This window comes from Paraburkholderia sp. (assembly GCF_050742655.1).
In the GTDB taxonomy this organism is placed as follows: Bacteria; Pseudomonadota; Gammaproteobacteria; order Burkholderiales; family Burkholderiaceae; genus Paraburkholderia.
In genome coordinates, this window is sequence record NZ_JBOIGG010000007.1 from 74,023 (window position 1) to 96,271 (window position 22,249).

At 63.1% G+C, this 22,249-nt stretch carries 22 protein-coding genes and 1 pseudogene; 13 read left to right on the plus strand and 10 right to left on the minus strand.

From position 1 onward, the window contains the following. The first annotated feature begins 22 nt into the window (after nt 1–22). From sauS to ACREXZ_RS12075, 3 genes are all read left to right on the plus strand, one after another. The gene (gene sauS, locus ACREXZ_RS12065; RefSeq protein WP_431764306.1) at nt 23–1,468 is read left to right on the plus strand and encodes an acylating sulfoacetaldehyde dehydrogenase; all 1,446 of its coding nucleotides are present in this window, start codon (nt 23–25) and stop codon (nt 1,466–1,468) included. Beyond that, nucleotides 1,465–3,105 (plus strand): AMP-binding protein, encoded by a 1,641-nt coding sequence (locus tag ACREXZ_RS12070; RefSeq protein WP_431764307.1) that lies wholly within the window; start codon nt 1,465–1,467, stop codon nt 3,103–3,105. The genes sauS and ACREXZ_RS12070 overlap by 4 nt, the downstream gene beginning before the upstream one ends. A 119-nt stretch (nt 3,106–3,224) precedes the next feature. Continuing rightward, entirely contained in the window at nt 3,225–4,610 is a 1,386-nt protein-coding gene (locus ACREXZ_RS12075) for an MFS transporter (protein ID WP_431764308.1), read from the plus strand. 140 nt (nt 4,611–4,750) lie between these two features. Here ACREXZ_RS12075 and ACREXZ_RS12080 read toward each other — a convergent pair. The 3 genes and pseudogenes from ACREXZ_RS12080 to ACREXZ_RS12090 form a co-directional block, all read right to left on the minus strand. Beyond that, nucleotides 4,751–5,309, minus strand: a pseudogene (locus tag ACREXZ_RS12080) (SUMF1/EgtB/PvdO family nonheme iron enzyme); the annotation flags it as partial. A gap of 115 nt (nt 5,310–5,424) precedes the next feature. Further along, nucleotides 5,425–5,814 (minus strand): hypothetical protein, encoded by a 390-nt coding sequence (locus ACREXZ_RS12085; protein WP_431764309.1) that lies wholly within the window; start codon nt 5,812–5,814, stop codon nt 5,425–5,427. A gap of 65 nt (nt 5,815–5,879) precedes the next feature. Then, nucleotides 5,880–6,008, minus strand: a complete 129-nt coding sequence (locus ACREXZ_RS12090) for a hypothetical protein (RefSeq protein ID WP_431764310.1) — start codon at nt 6,006–6,008, stop codon at nt 5,880–5,882. 549 nt (nt 6,009–6,557) lie between these two features. Between ACREXZ_RS12090 and ACREXZ_RS12095 the strand changes: the two genes are divergently transcribed. Beyond that, nucleotides 6,558–7,112, plus strand: a complete 555-nt coding sequence (locus ACREXZ_RS12095) for a cytochrome b (RefSeq protein ID WP_431764311.1) — start codon at nt 6,558–6,560, stop codon at nt 7,110–7,112. Nucleotides 7,113–7,115: 3 nt separating this feature from the next. On the opposite strand, the gene ACREXZ_RS12100 is transcribed toward ACREXZ_RS12095, so the two are convergent. Beyond that, nucleotides 7,116–8,429 (minus strand): SUMF1/EgtB/PvdO family nonheme iron enzyme, encoded by a 1,314-nt coding sequence (locus tag ACREXZ_RS12100; protein ID WP_431764312.1) that lies wholly within the window; start codon nt 8,427–8,429, stop codon nt 7,116–7,118. A 225-nt stretch (nt 8,430–8,654) separates the two neighbouring features. After that, nucleotides 8,655–9,140, minus strand: a complete 486-nt coding sequence (locus tag ACREXZ_RS12105) for a universal stress protein (protein ID WP_431764313.1) — start codon at nt 9,138–9,140, stop codon at nt 8,655–8,657. Nucleotides 9,141–9,407: 267 nt separating this feature from the next. Here ACREXZ_RS12105 and ACREXZ_RS12110 point away from each other — a divergent pair, with 267 nt between their 5' ends. Both ACREXZ_RS12110 and ACREXZ_RS12115 read left to right on the plus strand, forming a co-directional pair. After that, entirely contained in the window at nt 9,408–10,097 is a 690-nt protein-coding gene (locus ACREXZ_RS12110; protein ID WP_431764314.1) for a FadR/GntR family transcriptional regulator, read from the plus strand. Between the two features lie 123 nt (nt 10,098–10,220). Further along, nucleotides 10,221–11,729 (plus strand): MFS transporter, encoded by a 1,509-nt coding sequence (locus tag ACREXZ_RS12115; RefSeq protein WP_431764490.1) that lies wholly within the window; start codon nt 10,221–10,223, stop codon nt 11,727–11,729. A 166-nt stretch (nt 11,730–11,895) separates the two neighbouring features. Here the strand turns inward: ACREXZ_RS12115 and ACREXZ_RS12120 are convergent, their stop codons facing one another. Next, complete coding sequence (locus tag ACREXZ_RS12120) at nt 11,896–12,627, minus strand: autoinducer binding domain-containing protein (protein ID WP_431764315.1); 732 nt, start codon at nt 12,625–12,627, stop codon at nt 11,896–11,898. Between the two features lie 85 nt (nt 12,628–12,712). Between ACREXZ_RS12120 and ACREXZ_RS12125 the strand changes: the two genes are divergently transcribed. Continuing rightward, entirely contained in the window at nt 12,713–13,015 is a 303-nt protein-coding gene (locus ACREXZ_RS12125) for a hypothetical protein (protein WP_431764316.1), read from the plus strand. A gap of 258 nt (nt 13,016–13,273) precedes the next feature. Here ACREXZ_RS12125 and ACREXZ_RS12130 read toward each other — a convergent pair whose 3' ends face one another. Further along, nucleotides 13,274–13,867, minus strand: coding sequence for an acyl-homoserine-lactone synthase (locus ACREXZ_RS12130; protein WP_431764317.1), 594 nt, complete (start codon nt 13,865–13,867; stop codon nt 13,274–13,276). 184 nt (nt 13,868–14,051) lie between these two features. Between ACREXZ_RS12130 and ACREXZ_RS12135 the strand changes: the two genes are divergently transcribed. Continuing rightward, complete coding sequence (locus ACREXZ_RS12135) at nt 14,052–14,363, plus strand: XRE family transcriptional regulator (RefSeq protein ID WP_431764318.1); 312 nt, start codon at nt 14,052–14,054, stop codon at nt 14,361–14,363. On the opposite strand, the gene ACREXZ_RS12140 is transcribed toward ACREXZ_RS12135, so the two are convergent. After that, nucleotides 14,347–15,057, minus strand: a complete 711-nt coding sequence (locus ACREXZ_RS12140) for a helix-turn-helix transcriptional regulator (protein WP_431764319.1) — start codon at nt 15,055–15,057, stop codon at nt 14,347–14,349. The genes ACREXZ_RS12135 and ACREXZ_RS12140 overlap by 17 nt on opposite strands. Nucleotides 15,058–15,602: 545 nt before the next feature. Here ACREXZ_RS12140 and ACREXZ_RS12145 point away from each other — a divergent pair. The 3 genes from ACREXZ_RS12145 to ACREXZ_RS12155 all read left to right on the plus strand — a co-directional run bounded on the left by ACREXZ_RS12145 (nt 15,603) and on the right by ACREXZ_RS12155 (nt 19,299). Beyond that, nucleotides 15,603–16,544: a dihydrodipicolinate synthase family protein gene (locus ACREXZ_RS12145; RefSeq protein ID WP_431764320.1), complete on the plus strand. Its 942-nt coding sequence runs from the start codon at nt 15,603–15,605 to the stop codon at nt 16,542–16,544. Nucleotides 16,545–16,642: 98 nt separating this feature from the next. Then, nucleotides 16,643–18,223 carry an aldehyde dehydrogenase (NADP(+)) gene (locus ACREXZ_RS12150; RefSeq protein ID WP_431764321.1) on the plus strand — a complete coding sequence of 527 codons (1,581 nt, stop codon included), beginning with the start codon at nt 16,643–16,645 and terminating at the stop codon, nt 18,221–18,223. A gap of 134 nt (nt 18,224–18,357) precedes the next feature. Then, on the plus strand, nt 18,358–19,299 hold the full coding sequence (locus tag ACREXZ_RS12155) for an SMP-30/gluconolactonase/LRE family protein (RefSeq protein ID WP_431764322.1): 942 nt from the start codon (nt 18,358–18,360) through the stop codon (nt 19,297–19,299). 24 nt (nt 19,300–19,323) lie between these two features. Here ACREXZ_RS12155 and ACREXZ_RS12160 read toward each other — a convergent pair whose 3' ends face one another. Together ACREXZ_RS12160 and ACREXZ_RS12165 are read right to left on the minus strand one after the other, a co-directional pair. After that, entirely contained in the window at nt 19,324–19,929 is a 606-nt protein-coding gene (locus ACREXZ_RS12160) for a short chain dehydrogenase (RefSeq protein WP_431764323.1), read from the minus strand. 229 nt (nt 19,930–20,158) lie between these two features. Next, the gene (locus ACREXZ_RS12165; protein WP_431764324.1) at nt 20,159–20,548 is read right to left on the minus strand and encodes a DUF3005 domain-containing protein; all 390 of its coding nucleotides are present in this window, start codon (nt 20,546–20,548) and stop codon (nt 20,159–20,161) included. Between the two features lie 397 nt (nt 20,549–20,945). On the opposite strand from ACREXZ_RS12165, the gene ACREXZ_RS12170 reads away from it, so the two are divergent. Together ACREXZ_RS12170 and epsC are read left to right on the plus strand one after the other, a co-directional pair. After that, complete coding sequence (locus ACREXZ_RS12170; protein WP_431764325.1) at nt 20,946–21,179, plus strand: hypothetical protein; 234 nt, start codon at nt 20,946–20,948, stop codon at nt 21,177–21,179. A 98-nt stretch (nt 21,180–21,277) separates the two neighbouring features. Next, on the plus strand, nt 21,278–22,207 hold the full coding sequence (gene epsC, locus ACREXZ_RS12175) for a serine O-acetyltransferase EpsC (RefSeq protein WP_431764326.1): 930 nt from the start codon (nt 21,278–21,280) through the stop codon (nt 22,205–22,207). Nucleotides 22,208–22,249 lie beyond the last annotated feature (42 nt).

The window sequence follows — 22,249 nt, forward strand, 5'->3', positions numbered from 1 at the left end:
ATTCCATCCGGAGCAAACCTGTATGAACGTCAGGGCCACAGGAGCCGAAATCGCGAACGAGCGCGTGGACGGCGAACCCGAGCACATGGTGGCGTCGCTCGTTGCTCGAGCCCGCGCTGCGCAGCGCGCCTTCGAGTGTTCGGGGCAGCAAGCTCTCGACACGGCGGCAGATGCCGCCGCGTGGGCCATCATGGAGCCGGCACGCAACCGCCAGCTTGCCGAACGCGCCGTGCGCGATACGGGCCTCGGCAACGTGGCGGACAAATTCCGCAAGAACCATCGCAAGACCCTCGGCCTGTTGCGTGATCTGCATGGACAGAAAACCACCGGCGTGATCGCCGGGGACAAGGCTCGCGGCCTTGTGGAAATCGCACGCGCGGTTGGCGTAGTGGCGGCCATTACGCCGTCCACGAATCCCGCGGCGACTCCAGCCAACAAGATCATCAATGCACTCAAGTGCGGCAATGCAGTCGTCGTCGCACCTTCGCCGAAGGGGTACGCTTCGTGCGCGTTGCTGATCGACTTCATCCATGCGCAGTTCGACAAAGCGGGTGTGCACCGGGACCTGGTGCAGATGCTGCCTGCGCCGATCAGCAAGGCGGCGACCGCTGCGCTGATGCGGCAGGCCGATCTGGTGGTGGCGACCGGCTCGCAGGCGAACGTACGGATGGCCTATGCGAGCGGTACGCCGGCGTTCGGCGTGGGCGCGGGGAACGTCGCCTCGATCGTCGCTGCGTCTGCCGATCTGCGTGATGCAGCGCGCAAGATTGTTCGATCGAAGACCTTCGATAACGCGACCAGCTGCTCGTCCGAAAACAGTGTCGTGATCGAGAGCGCGGTGTATCAGCCGATGCTGTCCGAACTGGCCGCTTGCGGCGGCGTCCTCCTCGACGGCACTCAGAAAGCCCGCTTGCAGGCCGCGATGTGGGACAACGGCAAGCTCTCCGTACAGTGCACCGCGAAGTCGGCCGAAGTGATAGCGCAGGTGGCGGGTCTGGATGAGATTGCCGCGCGTCATCCCGCCTTCCTGATGGTGGAGGAGTGCGGGGCCGGTGCTGACTATCCGTTCTCCGGTGAAAAACTCGCCCCGGTTCTTGCCGTCTACCGCGCAGCCGATTTCGATGCGGCGGCCAGCATGGTCCACGACATCTATGCCTACATGGGAGCCGGGCATTCGGTCGGCCTGCATTCCAACGATTCCGGGCAAGCGGTCCAACTGGGCGTGACGTTGCCCGTCGCGCGCGTGATCGTGAACCAGGCGCATTGCCTCGCGACCGGCGGCAATTTCGACAACGGCCTGCCGTTCTCGCTGTCGATGGGCTGCGGTACCTGGGGCCGCAACAACTTCTCGGACAACCTTGGCTTTCACCACTACCTGAACATCACACGGGTGGCATACCCGATTGAAGAGCGCGTGCCGGAACTGGATGAACTGCTCGGCGACTTCTTCAAAAGGTATGGTCAATGACCGCGCCTGCGACGATGCACGCGCTGATCGACGAGCGCGCCGCGCAGTATGCGGACAAACCCTTCCTGCTGGCCGCACTCGATGACGACCAGTCGCCATTCGACGGGCGGCGTGCAACCGCAATGACGTTTCGCGAACTGCGGGACGACTGCCGCATGCTGGAGTCGGGCTTCAGGGAAGCCGGCCTGCGCCGCGGCGATGTCGTCTCGGTGTTCATGGGCAATGGAATCCAGACCGCACGCCTGCTGCTCGCGGCGATGTACAGCGGGCTGGTTGCCAACCCGCTGAACCTGCTGTGCCAACCGTCGCAGATGCGCTATATCGTCGAGCACTCCGATACGCGGATGATCTTCGTTGGGCGCGACACACGCGATGCGATCGAAACGGTCATTGCGGATTTGCGCGCAAACGGTTTGACCCGCGAGATCGCGATCATCCAGACGGAAGTGGACGATGTTGCGGCGCCCGGGTTCGCGAGAAGCGAGCCTGCGCTGGCGGAAACCGCGCTGCAGGCAGCAGCCCGATCCGTGTCGTCACCGGCATCGACATGCGAATCGACGCGGCGCGTTGCGGACACTGCGCCGGAGACTGGCGACGTCGCGTTGCTGATGTACACGTCGGGTACGACGGGTATGCCCAAAGGCGTCTTGCTGACCCATCGCAACCTGATGGCGAACGCCTGCAACATCACCGCCGAACACCGGCTGACCTCCGATGACCGCGTGCTCGCCTCGTTGCCGCTTTATCACATCAACGGCCTGGTCGTGACGTTGCTTGCACCGCTGTTTCACGGCGGCTCCGTAGTCGTCACGCCGCGCTTCTCCGCTCGCACGTTCTGGCGCGACGTCGCGCGTCATGCGTGCACGTGGATCAACGTGGTGCCGACGATTGTCGCCTATCTGCTGAACGCTGCCGAACCCTGCACATTCGATCTGTCGACGCTGAAGTTTTGCCGCAGCGCGTCGGCAGCGCTGCCTGTCGATCACCATCGCGCGTTCGAGGCGCGCTTCGGTATCGGGGTGATCGAAACCATGGGCATGACCGAAACGGCTGCACCGGCCTTCAGCAATCCCTACGACGCGGACCGTCGACGCATCGGCAGCATCGGCCTGCCTTCGGGCGGTGAAGCGAAGGTGATCGATCGGGACGGGCGCGACTGCTCACCCAACGAATGCGGCGAGCTCGTATTGCGCGGTGCACAGGTGATGGGCGGCTACTACAAACGGCCGGAAGAGACGTCCGCCACGTTCACGGTCGACGGCTGGCTACGCACAGGCGACCTCGGCTATCGCGACGACGACGGTTACTTCTATATCAATGGCCGGGCAAAGGAACTGATCATCAAGGGCGGCGAAAACATCGCGCCGCGCGAAATCGACGAAGCGCTGCTGAGACATCCTGGCGTGCTGGATGCGGCTGCGGTGGGTGTGCCCGATTCGGCGTACGGCCAGGACATCGTCGCCTTCGTGGTGCCGCGTCAGGGAGAAGGGTATGGCGCACCCGATCCGGCGGATCTGCGCGAGCACTGCCTGCGTGAACTGGGGCGCTACAAGACACCGAAGGAATTCCGCTTCGTCGACGAATTACCGCGTGGGCCTTCGGGCAAGGTTCAGCGGCTCAAGCTGGTGCCCACCTGACGCGGTGCCGTCTGCGGGCGGCACACGCGAGCAGATAAACGTCAGTAGTCACGGTCCGTCATGTGGATCGGCAGGTCACCGACGAGCGGGACGCACACATAAGAGAGATAGGAGACAGCATGGAAACGCGCACCCGGCGTGTCAAAACACGCCACATCATCCTCGCGGTCATGTGCCTGATGTATTTCATCTCGTACATCGATCGCGTAAACATCGCCGTGGCCGGACCGTTGATTCGTCACGAAATGGGTTTGACGACCGTTCAGCTCGGTCTCGTGTTCTCGGCGTTCGCTTATCCCTATGCCGCGATGCAGATTGTCGGTGGCTGGCTCGCGGACAAGTACGGGCCGAAACGGATACTCACGATATTGTCGCTAATCTGGGGCGTGGCCACGTTTGCGACGGGTTTCGCCGGCAGTGTCACCACGCTCGTCCTGCTGCGTTTCGCTCTCGGTGTCGGTGAAGGTGGCGCGTTTCCGACCGCCACGCGTGCATTCACCTACTGGATGCCGGTCGGCGAGCGTGGCTTTGCGCAAGGCATCACACATAGCTTTGCGCGTCTGGGTGGTGCGGTCACGCCACCGCTTGTTCTGGCCGTGGTGGCCACCGGCGGCTGGCGCGATGCGTTCATCCTGCTCGGTATAGCGAGTCTCGCATGGACGGTGCTTTATCTCTTCGTGTTCACGAATTCGCCGGAACAGAGCCGGCGCATTACACCCGAGGAAACCGCGGAAATCGGCTATCGCACGGGCGACTGCGATCGCGCGAAGCATGCCGCCACGCCGTGGCGCAGGCTGATCCGCCGGATGTGGCTCGTCACGTTCGTCGACTTCTGCTATGGATGGCTGCTGTGGGTCTACCTGACCTGGCTGCCGTCATACCTCAGGGAGTCGCGCGGATTCGATCTCAAACAGCTTGCGCTGTTCACTGCGCTGCCGCTGCTTGCGGGTGTGGTCGGCGATACGCTCGGCGGCGTGGTGTCGGACAGGCTCTACAAGATCACTGGGCGCCTGCGCTTTGCGCGCTGTACGGTGCTCGTGGTGGGTATGGGCGGCTCGCTGGCCTTTCTGCTGCCGATGGTATCCGCGCCCAATCCCCTCATGGCTGTGCTGTTGCTATCCGCGTCGTTCTTCTTCCTCGAAATCACCAACCCTGTGCTGTGGACTTTGCCGCTCGACATTGCCGGCAAGTATGCGGGCACGGCTGGCGGCATGATGAACACGGGCTTCGGCGTTGCGGGCATGGTGTCGCCGCTGGTATTCGGCTATCTGCTCGAGAAGACCGGCAGCTACAACGTGCCGTTTAATATCTCCGCAGGCCTGCTCGCGATCGGTGTGGTAGCGGCGCTCTTCATCGATACCAGCAAGACGGTCGAAGCCGACGAGGAACGCGAGCGCAGTGCCGGCGCGCAGAGTGACCGCATGCCTGCTGCGTTTGTGCATGCGGGAGCGGCGGTGCGGCTAGAGCGCCATCACTTGCGCCGCCCGTTGCGTTGGCGCAAGTGAATGCACCAGAACCACCGGAGGAGCGATTGTTCTTCTGGGTCAAGAAGCGAACGCTCGCCTGACCCGCTTGTGTTCGCTTGTGTTCGTCACCCGGCGTAAAACGGCAGGCAGAGTGTCTGAGTCGACTATCGCTTGATTCCTCACTCCCGCACACACCGGAGCCCTGCATACACATGCTGGTATCGCGGCTGAAACCAGTTGCGGAACGCTGGCCTCAACATGTACTGCGCGGTGCGCGCGGAGCCGCCTTTGCACGTAATGCTGGTCGTCGAAGAAGTTCGCCGAATAGCCGAGATAGAGCGGGAACGCTTCGAAGTCCGGTAGCGGTGCGAACAGCGTCGACGTCCATTCCCAGCCATTGCCGAACTGGCCTTCGACGCCGAATGCGCTGACGTTGTCTGGATGCGCGTCGACCGGCTGCGAGTCCCAGGAACGAAAATCGAAGTTGCCCGATGCGCCGTGCGGTGCGCCGTCGGCGGCGCGCTGCCATTGCGCTTCGGTCGGTAGCGTCTTGCCCGCCCAGCGTGCGTAGGCGTTCGCTTCCGCGTGGCTCACATAGACGGGCCAGTCGAGCGGCAGCGGCACGTCGTCGAACATCGTGCGCAGTCGCCATCCGCCGTGTTCGCCGTCGGTTGCATCGTCGCGCGACCAGCACACCGGATGTGCGACATGTTCGGCTTCTTTCCAGGCCCTGTCTCGCCGACAGTCGGACAGCCTGCGTGACTTCGTGCGTTACACGGTCGGCCGTGGCCGGTTGGCGCTCGATGCGGCACGCGCGGCGCCGCCGTCGTTGACCGGTGCTGCGTGTGCTGCGTTAGTGGTCGCCGTGACCGTGGTCGTGATCGTCGCCATGGCCATGCCAATCGTCATGCCGGCCGTTGTCGTGACCACGCCAGTCGCCGCGCGGACCGCGAGCGTCATGCCATTCGCGTTCGCGATGATGTTCTTCCCATTCGCGCCGTTCCCAATAGCGGCGGCCGTCGTAATAGCGGTCGCCATACCAGCCTGGGCTGACGACTACGACGGGCGGAGCGGGCGCGTACACAGGCGGAGGCGGTGCATACACCGGGGCGGGCTCGTAAGCGTCGCCAGGCACACCGATGTTCACGCCAATATCGACGTGGGCCAGCGCGACCGACGATGCGCCTATCCCCAGACCTGTGACGATCGCCATGGACAGCCAGCGGTTTCGTGCATTGCTCATGTCTTGTTCCCGGGTTCTACGATTGAGTGTGGACGGACTTGCGCGCGGGTTTGTGCGGCGTGCGCTCAGTAATGGTCGTAGTGGTCGTGATCGTGGTGGTCGTGATAACCGCCGCCGTCCGGGACCACGATGCAACCGCCCAATGCGCTACCGAGCATTGCCGCGAGAACGACCAGTGCAAAAATTCTTTTCATGACGATGCTCCCTGTTGGCGTGTGACCCGAACTCTACTGAGCGGTCGCGTTACTGGTGTGTTTGTGTGTAACAGGACGTGTCGATGCCATCGCGTACCGGCGGGGGCGCAATGCAATGCGATCGTGCGCCGCGGTGCTGTGATGAGTTGAAGCGCTGCCGCATTGCTCGCGGGCAACCCGTTGAGCGGGCTATGAAAATGCGGCGGCATCTCTCGGTCCGCTGTATGCGGCCGGATTGAGCGCTCGCTTCATGGGCGGCTTGCGAGTACACGGAATGGGGTATCGGTAAAGCTGTGCCCGACGGATACATTCAGTTGCAGACTTGGACTGCGAAGCGACGTCGCTGGCCGGTGCACGCGGGGGATGCACCCGGCTTGCGCTTTTCGGGTCTGCGTGAGACAAGAGATGGTTCGCGAGATGGCTCGCGCGACATCAGCTTGTCTTAAGGTCTGGTCCGTAGCATCTTTAGCGCATGTGTCCAGCGTCCAGCCAGGCTGATGCCACGACGCTGCTCGCAATCAACAGATCCAGGACGGTAAAAAAATTCCGATGAAAATGCAATCCAATGAAGCCACTTTCCAACGCCATACTCCCGGCTATGATGGCGTAGCCAAATTGCTTCACTGGCTGGTGGTCGTGTTGATCGCCGCTCAGTTCGTCATCGGCTGGACCATGCCGGACATTCACAAGGGCACGCTGCCGGACGGTTTGATCGCGTGGCATCTGGGGGTGGGGGCAACGCTGATTGCGGCGGTGGTGCTGAGAATCGTCTGGCGTCTCACGCATCGACCCGTGCCGGTCGTGCTATCGCCGTTCCACAATTTTGTTTCGCACGTCACGCACGGTCTGCTTTATCTCGCGCTGGTGGTCGTGCCCGTGCTGGGGTGGGCCAATGCGTCTTCGCGTGGATGGTCGGTCAGGCTATTCGGTGTGCTGCCGTATCCGGCCATCTCGTCGGTCGGTTCGCCAGTCGGTCACGAAATGGGCGACATTCATGGCTATCTGGCGTGGGTGTTGCTGGCGCTGATCGGACTGCATGTCCTGGGGGCACTCTTTCATCGCTTCGTTTTGCGCGATCAGGTATTGCAGCGCATGCTGCCTTGATCTTCACACCCGCACACATCTAAACCCCGCATACACATGCTGGTACCGCGGCTGAAACCAGTTGCGGAACGCGGGCCTCAACATGCATTGCGCGGTGCGCGCAGAGCCGCCTTTGAGCACGTAATGCTGGTCGTCGAAGAAGTTCGCTGAGTAGCCCACATAGAACGGAAATGCTTCGAAGTCCGGCAGCGGTGCGAACAGCGTCGACGTCCATTCCCAGCCGTTGCCGAACTGGCCTTCGACGCCGAATGCGCTGACGTTGTCTGGATGCGCGTCGACCGGCTGCGGGTCCCAGGAACGAAAATCGAAGTTGCCCGATGCGCCGTGCGGTGCGCCGTCGGCGGCGCGCTGCCATTGCGCTTCGGTCGGTAGCGTCTTGCCCGCCCAGCGTGCGTAGGCGTTCGCTTCCGCGTGGCTCACATAGACGGGCCAGTCGAGCGGCAGCGGTACATCGTCGAACATCGTGCGCAGTCGCCATCCGCCGTGTTCGCCGTCGGCTGCATCGTCGCGCGACCAGCACACCGGATGTGCGACAGGTTCGGCTTCTTTCCAGGCCCAGTCCCTGTCGCTCCACCACGCACGTTCGCGGTAGCCGCCGGCCTCGATGAACGCGCGGAACTCGCCGTTCGTCACCATGTGCCGGTCGATCTCGAACGCGGGCACGTCGACACGCAGCTCGCCGAATTCGTTATCCCAGCCGAACTGTCCGCTTTCTTTCGTCAAGCCGAGTACGGCCACGCCCGCGGGGATCGCGATCATCGCGGGCGCGAGGAGGCGGCGCCCGGCGTCGCTCGCCTGAGCGGGCGCAACGGTCGACGGGTTCTCGATCTTCTGTACGAGCGGCAGTTGATGCAGCATGTACGCGAGCGTTTCCGCATGCATCAACCGATGTTCGATCGCGACGTTCAGCAGTTGCGCGGGCGAACTCGTCGCCATGTCGTCCTGAGCGAAGTCGAGCGTGCCGAGCGCGTGATCGATCTGCTCGCGTGCGCGCTGTCCGTACGCGCGCACGACGTCGAGCGTCGGCCAGTCGGCGGGCTCGTCGGTCGGAAAGCCACCGTCGACAGGGTCGATGCCGAACGCGAACAGCGTGTCGAGCTCCGGCTCGAACGCGGGCAGCGTGCACAATCGTTCGTCGAACAGGTTGCGGTCGAACGCTTCGAGGTGGCCGATGTAAAAGACGATTCGGTGACGCTCGCGAATCGGCCGCTCGTAGAGGAATTCGGGCTTGACGATCGCGAAGAGCGCATCCGTGACGTCGCGCGCGGCGATCAGGCGCTGAACGAGCGGATGCTGGAAGGCGAGGTCGCGTTTCATGTCGCCGGGTCTCCTTGCAGGGGGGACGGTCTTGAACTTTACCGTGTTTGCCGGAGACGTGCCACGACACATGCACGGTGCGGCGGGCTACGTGCGCCGTAGCGCGTCGAGATCGGCGACGCGGATGCCCTTGCCGCGTAGGTCGATCCACGCTTTTGAAATCCTGACAAGGTGCGGCTGAATTCCGCCGACGAATAACCGCGTCCCGCATTGCGCTTCGGCACATCAGTCTGTCGTGCCGCCCGTTTTCGCTTCGTCTTCGTGGCTCGCGGCCGATGGGATCAGCAGCACGGGCAGCGTCGACTGACGGACGCAGCGCTCGGCGACACTACCGAGTATCAGTCGCTGAAACCCCCGTCGCCCATGCGTGCCCATCACGACCAGATCGGCGCCGAAGGTGTCGGCAGCCTTCAGTACGAGCGTCGGGACGTCGTCGAGCGACGAAGCCTCGGCGGTCACGAGCTCGCCGGCGACTCCGCGCTCGCGCATCGTCTGTCCGAGTTCGGCGGCGAGTTCGTTGCCCTGTTCGACCAGTTGTCCGCGGAGTACCGACGGGTCGTAGCCTGGCGCCTCGAAATACAGCGGCGTGTTCTCGATCACATAGAACGGTTGCAGCACGGCGCCGGGCGTAGCCGCGAGCGTGAGTGCCGCGTCGAACGCGCGGCGGGAAGTATGGCTACCGTCGACGGCTACGAGGATACGTGTGTACATGAAGGTCTCCGCGTCGGAGGAAAAGGGCAAAGGGCATTTGTCGACGACGTCGTGGGTCAGCTTAAATGATCGCCGACATCTGTGCACCCTCACAGGATGTCAAGCGGTTGCCTGGCAAATTTCGCGGGACCGTCTGATGACGTCGAGACTCCCGCCCCATACGGCTTTCCCTTCAGGCGGCGGGTTTTCGCAAGCGCTTTTTTGACCGAAGATCGCGAAGGTTTGCCTTACAATCCCGATCTATTCAGACAAGCCGATCCCGCGACGATGAACGAGCGCAAAACGTTGGGTCTACCCGACAAGATCTACGGCGACATTCTCAACCGCATTCTCGAGGGCGAGTACCCCGAGGGCACCCGCCTGCCGACCGAGCACGCACTCGCCGAGCGCTTCGCGACGTCGCGGCCGACCGTGCGCGAGGCGCTCGCGCGACTGCGCGCCGACGGCATCATCGTCACGCGACACGGCTCCGGTACGACCGTCGCGCGTCGCCCCGACCCGGACGTGCGCCGCTTCGCACCGCTCGAAACGCTGTCCGACATCCGCCGCTGCTACGAATTCCGCATCGTCACCGAAGCCGGCGCGGCTGCGCTCGCGGCGCAGCACGCGGAGGCCGACGACATCGTCGCGATCCAGCGCGCGTGGGACCAGCTCGAGCGGATCATCGAGACGCAGGGCATCGGTGCGCAGGACGATTTCGCGTTTCATCTCGCCGTCGTACGCGCGTCGAAGAATCCCTTCTTCGTCACCGTGATGTCGTTCATCGAAGAGCAGATCGTGTTCAGCATGAACCTGTCGCGCAATCTTTCGCTGGTGAAAACGATCGAACGGCAGCGTCTCGTGCAGACCGAGCATCTCGCGGTGCTGGAGGCGATTCGCGACCGTGACGCGGCCAGGGCCGCGCATGCGATGCGCGCGCATCTCGAGAACGCACGCGACCGGATGTTCGGCTCGTAAACGCAAACACCGTACACGCCGCACTTTCTTCCTTATGGCACTTTCCGTTTTGCGCCTCTCGCGCTCAGGTCTTCTTTCGTGAACGCTTCCCACCCTCTGCCTTTTCGCGACGCACTGCTGGCCATGCTCGGCATCGGCCTCGTCAACATGCTGGTCGCGCTCGACCAGACGGTCGTCAGCACGGCGCTGCCGTCGATCGTTTCCGAGCTGCGCGGCTTCGAGTACTACGCGTGGATCGCAAGCGCCTATCTGCTCGCATCGATCGTGACAGTGCCGGTATTCGGGCGCCTCGGCGACTTCTTCGGCCGCAAGCGTTTCGTGATTGCCGCGGTGATCGTGTTCACCGCGGCGTCGCTGCTGTGCGGCGTCGCGACGAGCATGCCGTTCCTCGCGATCGCGCGCGGGCTGCAGGGCGTGGGTGGCGGCATGATGGTCGGCACCGCGTTCGCGTCGATTCCCGATCTGTTCCCCGACCCGCGCGCCCGCGTGCGCTGGCAGGTCGTGATGGCGGCCGCCTACGGCATCGGCACCGCGGCGGGACCGTCGCTCGGCGGCTGGCTCAGCGAGCATTTCGGCTGGCGCTCGACGTTCCTCGTCAACCTGCCGGTGGGCGCACTGGCGCTGTATTTCATCTGGGCGCATCTGCCGGCCCACCGGCGTGCCGTGACCGGCGACGTGCGGATCGACTGGACCGGTGCGGCACTCATCGCGCTCGTGCTGGGCGGTTTGCAGACGTTCATCGAAGCGGTGCCGAAAGACGGTCTGACCGACGGCAATCTCGCGCTCGCCGCGCTGGTCGTGGTGGGTGCCGCGGCGCTGCTCGTCTGCGAGCGTCGCGCGACGCATCCGATCGTGCCGCTCGACCTGTTTCGCGACGCGCAACTGGTGACGCTGTTCACGCTGTCGCTGCTGTCCGGGTTCGTGATGTTCTCGCTGATCTTCTTCGCGCCGCTGCTGCTGCAGGGCGGCTTCGGTCTGTCGCCGCAGCAGGCGGGGCTGCTCGCGACACCGATCGCGGCCTGCATCGCGATCGGTAGCCTGATCAACACGCGCATCGTGATCCATCTGCCGAAGCCGACGTTGATCCTGTCGATCGGTTTCTCGCTGCTCGTCGTCGCGTCGCTTGGGATCGGGTTCGCGACGCCGGCCACACCGCATCTGTGGCTCGAGTTCGCGATGGGTGCGGTGGGCATCGGGCTCGGCTTTATCCTCAACAACCTGAACGTGTTCGGGCAGGAGATCGCCGGACGCGAACGCTTCGGCATCACGACCGCGCTGCTGCAGTCGACGCGGATGGTAGGCGGGATGCTCGGGACGAGCATCGTCGCGACGATCGTGAATCGTCGGTACGCATCGGGCGTGGAAGATGCATTGAAGGTGCTCGGCGAGCCGATCGTGTCCGCGTGGCTGCCGAAGCTCGGCGATCCGCGCATTCTGATCGACCCTGCGTTGCGCAGTTCGCTGCTCGTCGAACTGAAAGGAGCAGGGCTTGAAGGCCCCGCGCTCGTCGAGGCGGCAAGACACGTGCTGGTGCAATCGATACACATCGGTGTGCTGTTGACCGGTGTGGCGGCGCTTGCCGCGGCACTGACCGTACGTCGCATTTCGCACATCACGTTCCGGCGCAGTTGACGTACCTCCAATCGCTGGCTTGCGCTGGCCGGTTCGAAGGAGGTCAGGGTGCTACGGCCGTCGGTTTGAAGCGCGCGCGTCGTATTCGTTCGTCTGCATCGCGGGACGGGCAATCCACCCTTGTCGCCGGTCGATGCTGACAGCCCGGCCGGGACTCGCCATCAAGTCAGAGCATCCCTAACGACATTGCCTTAATGACAGTTTGCCCACGCGTCCGCGTTGCAAACTTCTTGAGCAGACTGCGCACGTGATACACAACCCCATGTTCTGAAATGCTGAGCAGCACAGAGATTTCCAGGGTCGACTTGCCCGCTGCCAGCCAACCGAGTACTTCTGCTTCGCGTCGTGTCAGCCGGGGGCGCAACTGCGGGTGCGCCCCCTTGACGATCCGGCGCATGGCTTCATGCGCCATCGTGATAATCAGCGGTCCCCACATTAGATTAGCCGCGATTTGTCCCTGTGCGTCTCGCCCTTTTTTATCCAGCGCCAGGCTCAATATTCCAAAATCGCCTTCTCTCGTCTGTACGGAGAAAGACACGCCTGCCTTCAGTCCGTAACTCGCCGCTTCCTCCCAGAATCCCTGTTGTTGGGGCGAACCGCCGACGGCGTCAGACCATACCAATGGGACAAGGGAGCGCATCGCATGGGCAACAACGGGATCTAGCGCAATGTAATTTTCGTGATCATATGTCGCGCGCCAGCGTGGATGATAGTTTGACTCAACTCGTTGTTCGATATTTCGATCGCTGTCGATCGCGAACCGACCACCGTACAGCATGGAATCGAAACCAAGCTTTCGACCGAGGCGGACGAGGGCCAGCCTGAGCATGTCAGCATCTTCGAACGCGCCAATTTCCAGGACAGTCGATATGAGCTCGTGGTTGTCGGTTATTTCCATCTGAGGCTTCCCCTGAATTCGCGGCGGCGTGCGGCTAGCGCCTACACTCTCCGCGTGGCCTTTTCTGCATGACTGAACGCGCACCGTGGACCTGCAACGTAGGCGAGCAACTATACCGCGCTTGATGCTTGATTACTTTCTCCGCAGGCACGGGCAGGAGATCGCGGGGCGCGAGCGCGTCGGTATCGCGACCGCACTGCTGCAATTGACCAGGGCGGTCGGCGATATGCCCGGCACGAACACCGTTGCGACGATCGCGAATTGCCGTTATGCCGCTGGGGTCGAGGATTCGCTGCGGGTGCGCAGCGAGCCCGTTGCGTCGGCATGGTTACCCAAACTCGGCGATCCGTGCATCCTGATCGACCCGGCGCGGCGCATTGCTTACTGAACAGGCTCGAGTGCGGCTACACGATCTGGTGCCGGTCGAAGCGGGATGATGCAATCGACACATTGGTCTGCTCCTGACAGGTGCCGCCGCGCTGGCAGTGGCCCTGATGGTAGGCCGGATCGCCAACATCACGTTCCGGTACCATCGAATTGGCGAATGATGAGGGGCGAGCATGCGTTGCGCCCCCTACCTGACCAGGTTGACGTTGATCGGCTCCGGCTGGCCTGAATTTTCTTCAGGTTGCTGCCAGCCCGGCAATCAGGCCGCAATCGCCATCGATCCGAACAGTGCCGCAAGCGTTTGAGGGCTGACCGCCCAGTCCAGAGCGACCGAGCGCTCCACGCCGAGCTGCACGGGTGACCCAAGACGATCTATCTCGACGCCAGCGCGGCGCAGCATTCGTTCGATCGGCATTGTCGTCACGACCACGTAATTCGTAACCCCCATCCGCTGCGCGAAGGTCATGGCGGTCTGGAACATACGGATGGTCAGATCGGTGAAGCCGTAGGTCTGTTCTTCGCCCTCTGTATCGACTGCGAGCCGGGTGAGTTCCCATATATGCCGTCCGACAGGCGCCGCCGCACCGTGCAGTGTCTGGGGGAAGGTGTCGCGCAGCATGTTGGGACCTTCCGTCGGCATCAGGCGGCAACAACCCCGAACGCGGCCTGTTGCATCCTGAGCCAGTACGTAGTGGGGATCGAGCGCGTCGTAGCTGTCGATCTCCATGCCGTTGATGATTGGAACATCCCAACCTAACCGTCCACTGAAGACCCGGGCGCGTAGCCGGTACATTTCGTTAATGTGTTCGCTGTCGAATTCTTGCCTCGTTCCAACCCGAATCGTAGTTTGCACGGCGTTCTCTCCTGAGCGTATTGGTCGTCCGATACGGGCAGAACGTATGCGTTCCAGATAAAGATTGCACCTACTCACTTGGGTAGGTGTCGCCGCGCGCGCCCTCCAGCAAAATTGGGATAACCGGCAAACGGGTTGATGAACCGCAAACGGTAGCTAAACTATCCACAGCGAGAGATACACCATGGAACTACTGGAAAATCATTGGCAAGCGGGTATTCAGGAACGGTCGCCCGAGGTGTCGTCTGCTGTCGACCGCGTACTGATCATTGCGTACAGGAAAAAGAAAAAAGAGAGCCAGCGACGTTTCTGGGCGCGCTTCGGCGTTACCCAGTCGCGCGGCAGCCGGTTTGAATCAGGTGCGGAAATTCCGGCACCGGTTTCAATCCTGCTCGGACTCTACTTTACGAAGACGATCTCCGACGGAGATCTTGGGCGAGCCGAACGGGTGCTCTACAGCCAGGAGTCCAGAACCCTGATCAGCCTGGGTCAATAAGTCCGAGTTGCGTCGCAATCACGGCGGCTGCCCGCCGTGAATTGACGCCGAACTTTGCCCGGATATTCTTGACGTGGAAGTTCACGACGGCTTCCGAGCAGTTCAGGATATGTGAAATTTCCCACGTGGACTTGCCTTGGGCGGTCCACGCGAGGCATTCGCGTTCGCGGGGCGTCAATTGCGGAATCAGCGGTTGCGCATGCGCTTTCAGATGTCGCTGGCTGGTATCTATCACCAGGTCGCGCAGTAGCATGAGGTTGGGTAGCGCGGTATCGACGTGACGCCAGAAATCGTCGGTCGGAGTGCGATCACTGACGAAAGATAGCCCTCCCCATTCCTGTTTGGGTCCATGGATTGGCAGCGTCACGCCGACGCGCAGGCCATGTGAGCGCGCTTCCTCGAACATCGCTTGCTGCGGCGCAGGGGCGGTGGCGAATAGCTCCTGCGACCAGGCGAGCGGCGCAGAACGTGTCGAGCAATGGGACACGACGGGGTCGATATACGAGAGTTTCCTGTCGTCGTAGATACGTCGCCACGACGGCGCATACGTGCTGCGTATGAACGCATCTTCGAACCGGCTGCCCGGTCGTAGCAGGATCGCCACAAAAATCTGGTTGAAACCCCACTTTTCGGCGAGGTTGCTTACCGCACCGAACCATGCTGATTCGTCCGGGGTATTGAGCACCGGTGACATCTGCTCGATAAAGTTTAGCGACACGTCGGTTCTCTCGGATCGCAGCGGGCGGCGCTGCCGGCGATGCAGGTACGGGTCGCGTCACTGCATCTTGCACAGTGGCAATTTATCATCATTTTTTTATCTTGATAGTTGAAAATAGAATAACCACTTCGTTATTCGGGATTGGACATGCGAAAAGTGCCAGCTCAAAGCCGGACCAAAGACTTTTTCGCTGCGGTGCGGTACTTTACCGCGCAAACCTTTGCACTGTCTGTTGTCCGGCAACCTTCCCGTGAATGGAAATCCAGCATTCCAGGTTTTAACGGCGACATGTTAAAGAGATAACGCGGCAATAGTGCTGAGGCTCGGTGGATTGCAAACGAGACTGTCAAAAGATCACATAAAAGCACAAAGAAAGTCGAGAATACCGATTGGCACTTCGAATGACGGACAAAATTGCCGGTTCAGTTGTCATACAGAAATCGCGTGATTTTGCGTTGGTTGTTTGACAACATTGAGATGCCGATGCTAGCTTGACGTCAGATACGCTGATCTCCGACGCCATGAACATTTCCCCGTTGTCCGAAAGCGAATTCGCGGCCACCGTGATGGCCGTGCCGCCTCTCGCCCGCCGCACCGATTTCACGCTCGACGCGCAGCAAAACCGCAAGCTGATCCGCCATATCGAGGCGGGGGGCGTGCGCACGCTGCTGTACGGCGGCAACGCAAATCTGTACCACGTCCCGGTGAGCGAGTACCGCGAACTGCTCGACCTCCTCGCCGACAGCGCCGGTCCCAACACCCGGGTCATTCCCGCCATCGGTCCGGACTACGGGAAGATGCTCGACGAAGCGCGCATTCTCTCGACAACCTCGTATCGCACGGCAATGGTCCTTCCGCTCGCCGGTTTCACGACGCCGCAAGGGATCGAAGACGGTCTCACGAGAATCGCGGATATCGCAGGCATCCCACTCACGCTGTACATAAAACACGAGGACTATGTCGACGTCGACACGCTCGCGCGGCTCGTCGATCGGGGCACGCTGATTGCTGTGAAGTACGCGATCGTGCGCGAGCATCCGGAACACGACGACTACCTGCGCCGGCTGCTGCAAAGCGTTAGTCCATCGCGGGTGATTTCGGGAATGGGCGAACGGCCGGCGCTCGTCCACTTGCGGGACTTCGGGCTCGCCGCGTGGACGACGGGTTCCGGCTGCATCGCGCCGCATGCGGTGACCGCGCTGCTGCGGGCGGTCAAGACGGGGCAGAGCGATCAAGCGCAGCGTCTGTACGACGCGTTCATGCCGCTCGAAACGTTACGCGACAAGATCTCGCTGATCCGCGTGCTGCACGACGCGGTAACGTTTTCAAAGATCGCCGACATGGGGCCGTTGCTGCCGCTGTTGAGTTCGACGCCAGCCGGGCATCATGCGAAGATCGACATGGAGACGCAGGCACTGCTTGCGTTCGAGCATCATCTCGCCGCACAGCGCACAATTCGCTGAGAATTCGCTGAGCACAGGCGACGCAGGTCCCCTTTCTTTTTCGCGCGGCGCGCAGCGGCATCGACCGCGGCGGCGCGGCGCTTCACAGGAGCAGCAACATGCAGATTACCGGAGACATGCTGATCGGCGCGTCCGCGGTGCGCGGTACCAGGGGCACGCTGCGCGCGTTCGATCCGACCCGCAACGCCGAGATCGAGCCGACCTTCGGCGCGGGCGGCACGGCCGAGGTCGACCAGGCGTGCGAACTGGCCGCCCGTGCATTCGACCCGTACCGTCAGACCTCACTCGACACACGCGCGCATTTTCTCGAATCGATTGCGGAAAACATCCTCGCGCTCGGCGACGCGCTGATCGAGCGTGCGCAGGCCGAATCCGCGCTGCCGAAAGCGCGGCTCGAAGGCGAACGCGGCCGTACAGTCGGTCAACTGAAACTGTTCGCGTCGCTCGTGCGGGAAGGCCGCTGGCTGACGGCAACACTCGACTCCGCGCTGCCCGATCGCAAGCCGCTGCCGCGGCCCGATCTGCGGCTGCAGAAAATACCGGTCGGGCCGGTGGCCGTATTCGGCGCGAGCAATTTTCCGCTCGCGTTCTCGGTGGCCGGCGGCGATACCGCGTCGGCGCTCGCGGCCGGCTGTCCGGTCGTCGTCAAGGCGCATCCCGCGCATCTCGGCACGTCCGAACTCGTCGGCCGGGCGATCCAGAAAGCCGCCGTCGACTGCGGTATGCCGGAAGGCGTCTTCTCGCTGCTGATCGGCGCGGGCAACGAGATCGGCGAAGCGCTCGTCGCGCATCCCGCGATCAAGTCGGTCGGCTTCACCGGTTCGCGACGCGGCGGCCTCGCGCTCGTCGACATCGCCGCGAAGCGCCGCGAGCCGATCCCGGTCTTCGCCGAAATGAGCAGCGTCAATCCGTTCTTCCTGTTGCCGGCTGCGTTGAAGCAGCGTGGCGACGAAATCGCCGCGGGCTTCGTCGAATCGGTGACGCTCGGGGTCGGCCAGTTCTGTACAAACCCTGGCCTCGTGATCGCACTCGAAGGCGCGGACACGCAGCGCTTCATCGACGCTGCCGCGCAGGCGCTCGCGAAGAAAAGCGCGCAGACGATGCTCACGGCGGGCATCGCGAGCGCGTACAAGGACGGCGTCCTGCAGCGCGGCGAACAGCGCGGCGTGACGAGCGTCGCGCGCGGCATGGCGAGCGACGCATCGTGCTCGGCGCTGCCCGCGCTGTTCACGACCAGCGCGATGCAGTTTCTCGCGACGCCGCAGCTCGAGGACGAAATCTTCGGGCCGACGTCGCTGATCGTGATCTGCCCGACGTTCGACGACATGCTGCAGGTCGCGCGCTACGTCGAAGGCCAGTTGACAGCAACGCTGCAGCTGGACGCCGACGACTATCCGCTCGCGCGGCAGTTGCTGCCGGTGCTCGAGCGCAAGGCAGGCCGTATTCTCGCGAACGGTTTTCCGACTGGCGTCGAAGTGTCCTATGCAATGGTGCACGGCGGCCCTTACCCGGCCACGTCAGATTCGCGCGCGACGTCGGTGGGGGCGACCGCGATCGAGCGGTTCCTGCGGCCTGTCTGCTATCAGGACCTGCCGGCCGATCTGCTGCCTGACGCGCTGCGCGACGACAATCCACTGAAGCTGTGGCGCCTGCGCGACGGCAAACTTGCCCAGCAGTGATGCAGGCCCATGCGGCGGGCGCGACGCAATGTGAAGCGCCCGCCGCGTGGCGAACCTGAACTCCGAGACGCAAGGCACGAGCGTGCCTTGCGCTTCACTTGCGTTTCCCCAAACCCTCGACCCCTGCCCGCGCCATGACCGACGCCAGCCGACGCTATCCCGATCCCGCCGTCCGTATTCTCGATCCCCGCTTCAATGCGCTGCGCCTCGCGCTCGCATCGGTCGAATGCCTGTATCAGGGCGCTCGCTGGTCCGAGGGGCCAGTCTGGTTCGGCGACGGCCGCTATCTGCTGTGGAGCGACATCCCGAACAACCGCATCCTGCGCTGGGACGAGGAGAGCGGTGCCGTGACGCCGTTTCGCCGGCCGTCGAACAATGCGAACGGCAATACGCGCGACCGCGAAGGGCGGCTCGTCACGTGCGAGCACCTGACGCGTCGTGTCACGCGCACCGAATACGACGGCACGATCACCGTGCTCGCCGACCGCTATCGCGGCAAGTCGCTGAATTCGCCGAACGACGTGGTCGTGAAGTCCGACGGGTCGATCTGGTTCAGCGATCCCACCTTCGGCATCGACAGTTATTACGAGGGTGAGAAGCACGCGTCCGAGCTGACGCCGTGCGTGTACCGTATCGACGGGCAGACCGGCGAGCTGACGGTCGTCGCCGATACGGTCCTCGGTCCGAACGGACTCGCGTTCTCGCCGGACGAGTCGGTGCTGTACGTGGTCGAATCGCGTGGCGAGCCGCGCCGCAAGATCCGCGCGTTCGACGTCTCCGCCGATGGCCGCTCACTGTCGAACGATCGCGTGCTGATCGACGCGGGCGCGGGCACGCCGGACGGTTTTCGCGTCGACATCCACGGCAATCTGTGGTGTGGCTGGGGGATGGGTACCGACGAACTCGACGGCGTGCGCGTGTTCACTGCACAGGGCGAAGCGATCGGACACATCGCGTTGCCCGAGCGCTGCGCTAACCTGTGCTTCGGCGGCCGCCACCGCAATCGGCTGTTCATGGCGGCCGCGCACGGCCTCTACGCGCTCTACGTGAATACCCAGGGCGTGCAGGGCGGCTAGTGCCGCGCTTCACGAAGACATCTTTCAATACCCGACCCGGTACACCTTCCCCGTCTGCGCGCCTTCGACGCTGCGCAGATAGGCGAGCGCCGCGCGCTGCGCGGTGACGGGCTCGAAGCCGCGGAAGTACGGAGCGTATGCGTCCATCGATTCGGTGAGCACCGTCGGGCTCACGACATTGACGCGGATGCCGCGCGGCAGTTCGATCGCGGCGCCGCGCACGAATCCTTCGAGTGCAAGATTCACGGTCGTCGCACTCGCGCCTTCACGGATCGGCTCGTCGGCGAGAATGCCGCTCGTCAGCGTGAACGAACCGCCGTCGTTGACGTAACGCTGTGCGGTGAGCACGAAGTTGATCTGGCCCATCAGTTTGTCGCGCAGGCCGGTCCAGAACTGCTCGACGGTCATCTCTGGCAGCGGACCGAAGTGGACCTTGCCGGTCGCCGTCACGATGCCGTCGACGTGGCCGATCTCCGCGAACAGCCGCTCGATGCTCGCTGGGTCCGTGCCGTCCACGCGATGCGCGCCGCGCGTCGCACCCACTTCGATCACTTCGTGACGCGCTTTCAGTTCCGCGGCGACCGCGCGGCCGAGCGTGCCCGTGGCACCGATGACGACGATCTTTTTCATCTGCTGCTCCTGCAAGGGTGTGAGGTCGAGCCGATTGTCGCGGGACGCGGACGGCGGAACAAGCGGGCATCGGGTCGAAGTGCCGAAACCTGGAGTTTCGAATCGGGTTGGTACATATCAAGCGCGACGCATGAGCAATGAAACGCTGCGCGTCGCGCGCATCCGCGTGGGGTGGGCAACACGCGGATCGAGTCAAACAATGTTTGCTAACCGCACCATTGTTGCGCGCTCATTTGACACGCTGCAGTTCGATGATTCGCGCGGGCCGCACGTGATTCAGCGCGTAGTGAATACGGCCGCGCGCATCCGCATCGTCCAGTGGATCGGGGGAGTCGAACCAGTGCTCGCGCACCGCGCCCACATCCGGATCGATCATCCCGCGATCGATCACGCGATAGCCCGGCAGCACTGCAAGCATCAGGTGGTTGCCGCCGGGCCGGCTGTCGAAACCGGCGAACCCGTCGCGCGCCTCGGCGACGCTGTTGTCGAGTGTCGCGTCGCTGCCGATCACTTCGTCCGCGGCGATCGGGCCGTGTCCGGCGAGCCGCGCGGCTTCGCGATTCTTGCCGCCGGTGGCGACGGTGCTGTCGTGCGTGCGATCGTTGTGTGTCGTGTCCATCGCGGTTCCTCCTTCTGAAATTCGTCGGCCCGATCGCACAGGCAGATCGCGGCCGTCGAAGACGAATGAGTTAACTCTGGAGCAAAACCTGTTCCGGGTAATCGACCAAAGCGCACGATGAAAAGCGTGCGCTCGTGCGTTGAAGACGCGTGTACCTAAGGGGCCATCGATACGCGTTCGCACTATGAACCAAACGTCAAATTTTTGCTTTTTTAATGGCCGAATCTTTTCGACAGAGTATGATCGTACTCCGACGAGCCGGCGCGCACCGGACACTCTGTCAGCTTCACGATAACCCATGGTACAGCAGCGAAACGCGGGTTATCGCAGAGCGGTCGATGCACTCTAGCAGCGCGCCTTTCGAACCATCATACGAGGCAGTCAGGGCGGGTGACTCATGCACTTCGATGCTGCATTCACACATCGCGGCTACTTGCTGAATTGTGCGCCTGCGCGTGCGGGCGACGGCAGTTGGCAACCCTACGTGGTGATCTCGCGTTCCAGCGACGGCGAGCTGGTCGCCAACCGTTTCTTTCCTGTCGATCTTCGCTTCCCCGACGAAGTCACGGCAATCGCGCATGCGCGCGACTGGGCCGTGCGCTGGATCGACGCGAGCAGCGTGACGATCTGAGCCGCCGACGGCCGACGCTACGCGGCTCGCCGCAAAACGCGGTAATCTCTCGGGACACTTCACTCTGAACCGTGCCGCCGCACGGCGCCGTGTCCGCCATGTCAAACGCGTCTTCACATAACTGGGGCCTCGAACAGATCGTCGCCGATCTTCGCGCGTCGCGCGAGGAACTGCATCGCACGCGCCATCCGCGCGGCATCCGCGAATTGCCGTCGCGCGACGCGGTGTGCTCCATCGTGGTCGGCTTACGCGCTGCGCTGTTTCCGACGCACTACGGTGCGGCCGATCTGACCGACGAGAGCGTCGACTATTACGTCGGTCATACGCTCGAAAGCACGTTGCGCCTGCTCGCCGAACAGATCCGCCGTGCGCTGCGTTTTCTGCCCGAGCATGCCGATACCGCTGACGATGTGCTCAGCGCACGCGCATTCGAGGTCGCACGCGAATTCGGCAGGCAGCTGGCCGACATCCGCGCGCTGCTGGTGAGCGACATCCAGGCGGCGTTCGCCGGCGATCCGGCCGCGCAGCACATCACCGAGATCCTGCTTTGCTACCCCGGCGTGCTCGCGATGACGCACCATCGTCTCGCGCATGCGCTGCACCGGCTCGGCGTGCCGCTGCTCGCGCGCTTCATCAACGAGATCGCGCATTCGGCGACCGGCATCGACATTCACCCGGGCGCGCAGATCGGCCCGAGCTTCTTCATCGATCACGGCACCGGCGTCGTGATCGGCGAAACGGCGATCATCGGCGAGCGCGTGCGCGTGTACCAGGCGGTGACGCTCGGCGCAAAGAGTTTCGCGGCGGACGTCGACGGCGCGCTGGTGAAGGGCAACGCGCGCCATCCGGTCGTCGAGGACGACGTCGTGATCTATGCAGGCGCGACGATCCTCGGCCGAGTGACGATCGGGCGCGGCTCGGTGATCGGCGGCAATGTGTGGCTCACGCATAGCGTGCCGCCGGGTAGCAGCGTGTCGCAAGGCAAGATTCGCGAAGGCGACCGCAGCGACGAAGGCAAACGCGGATGAGCGCGTTGCGCATTCGTGCTGACGGTGCAGTCGGCATCACGT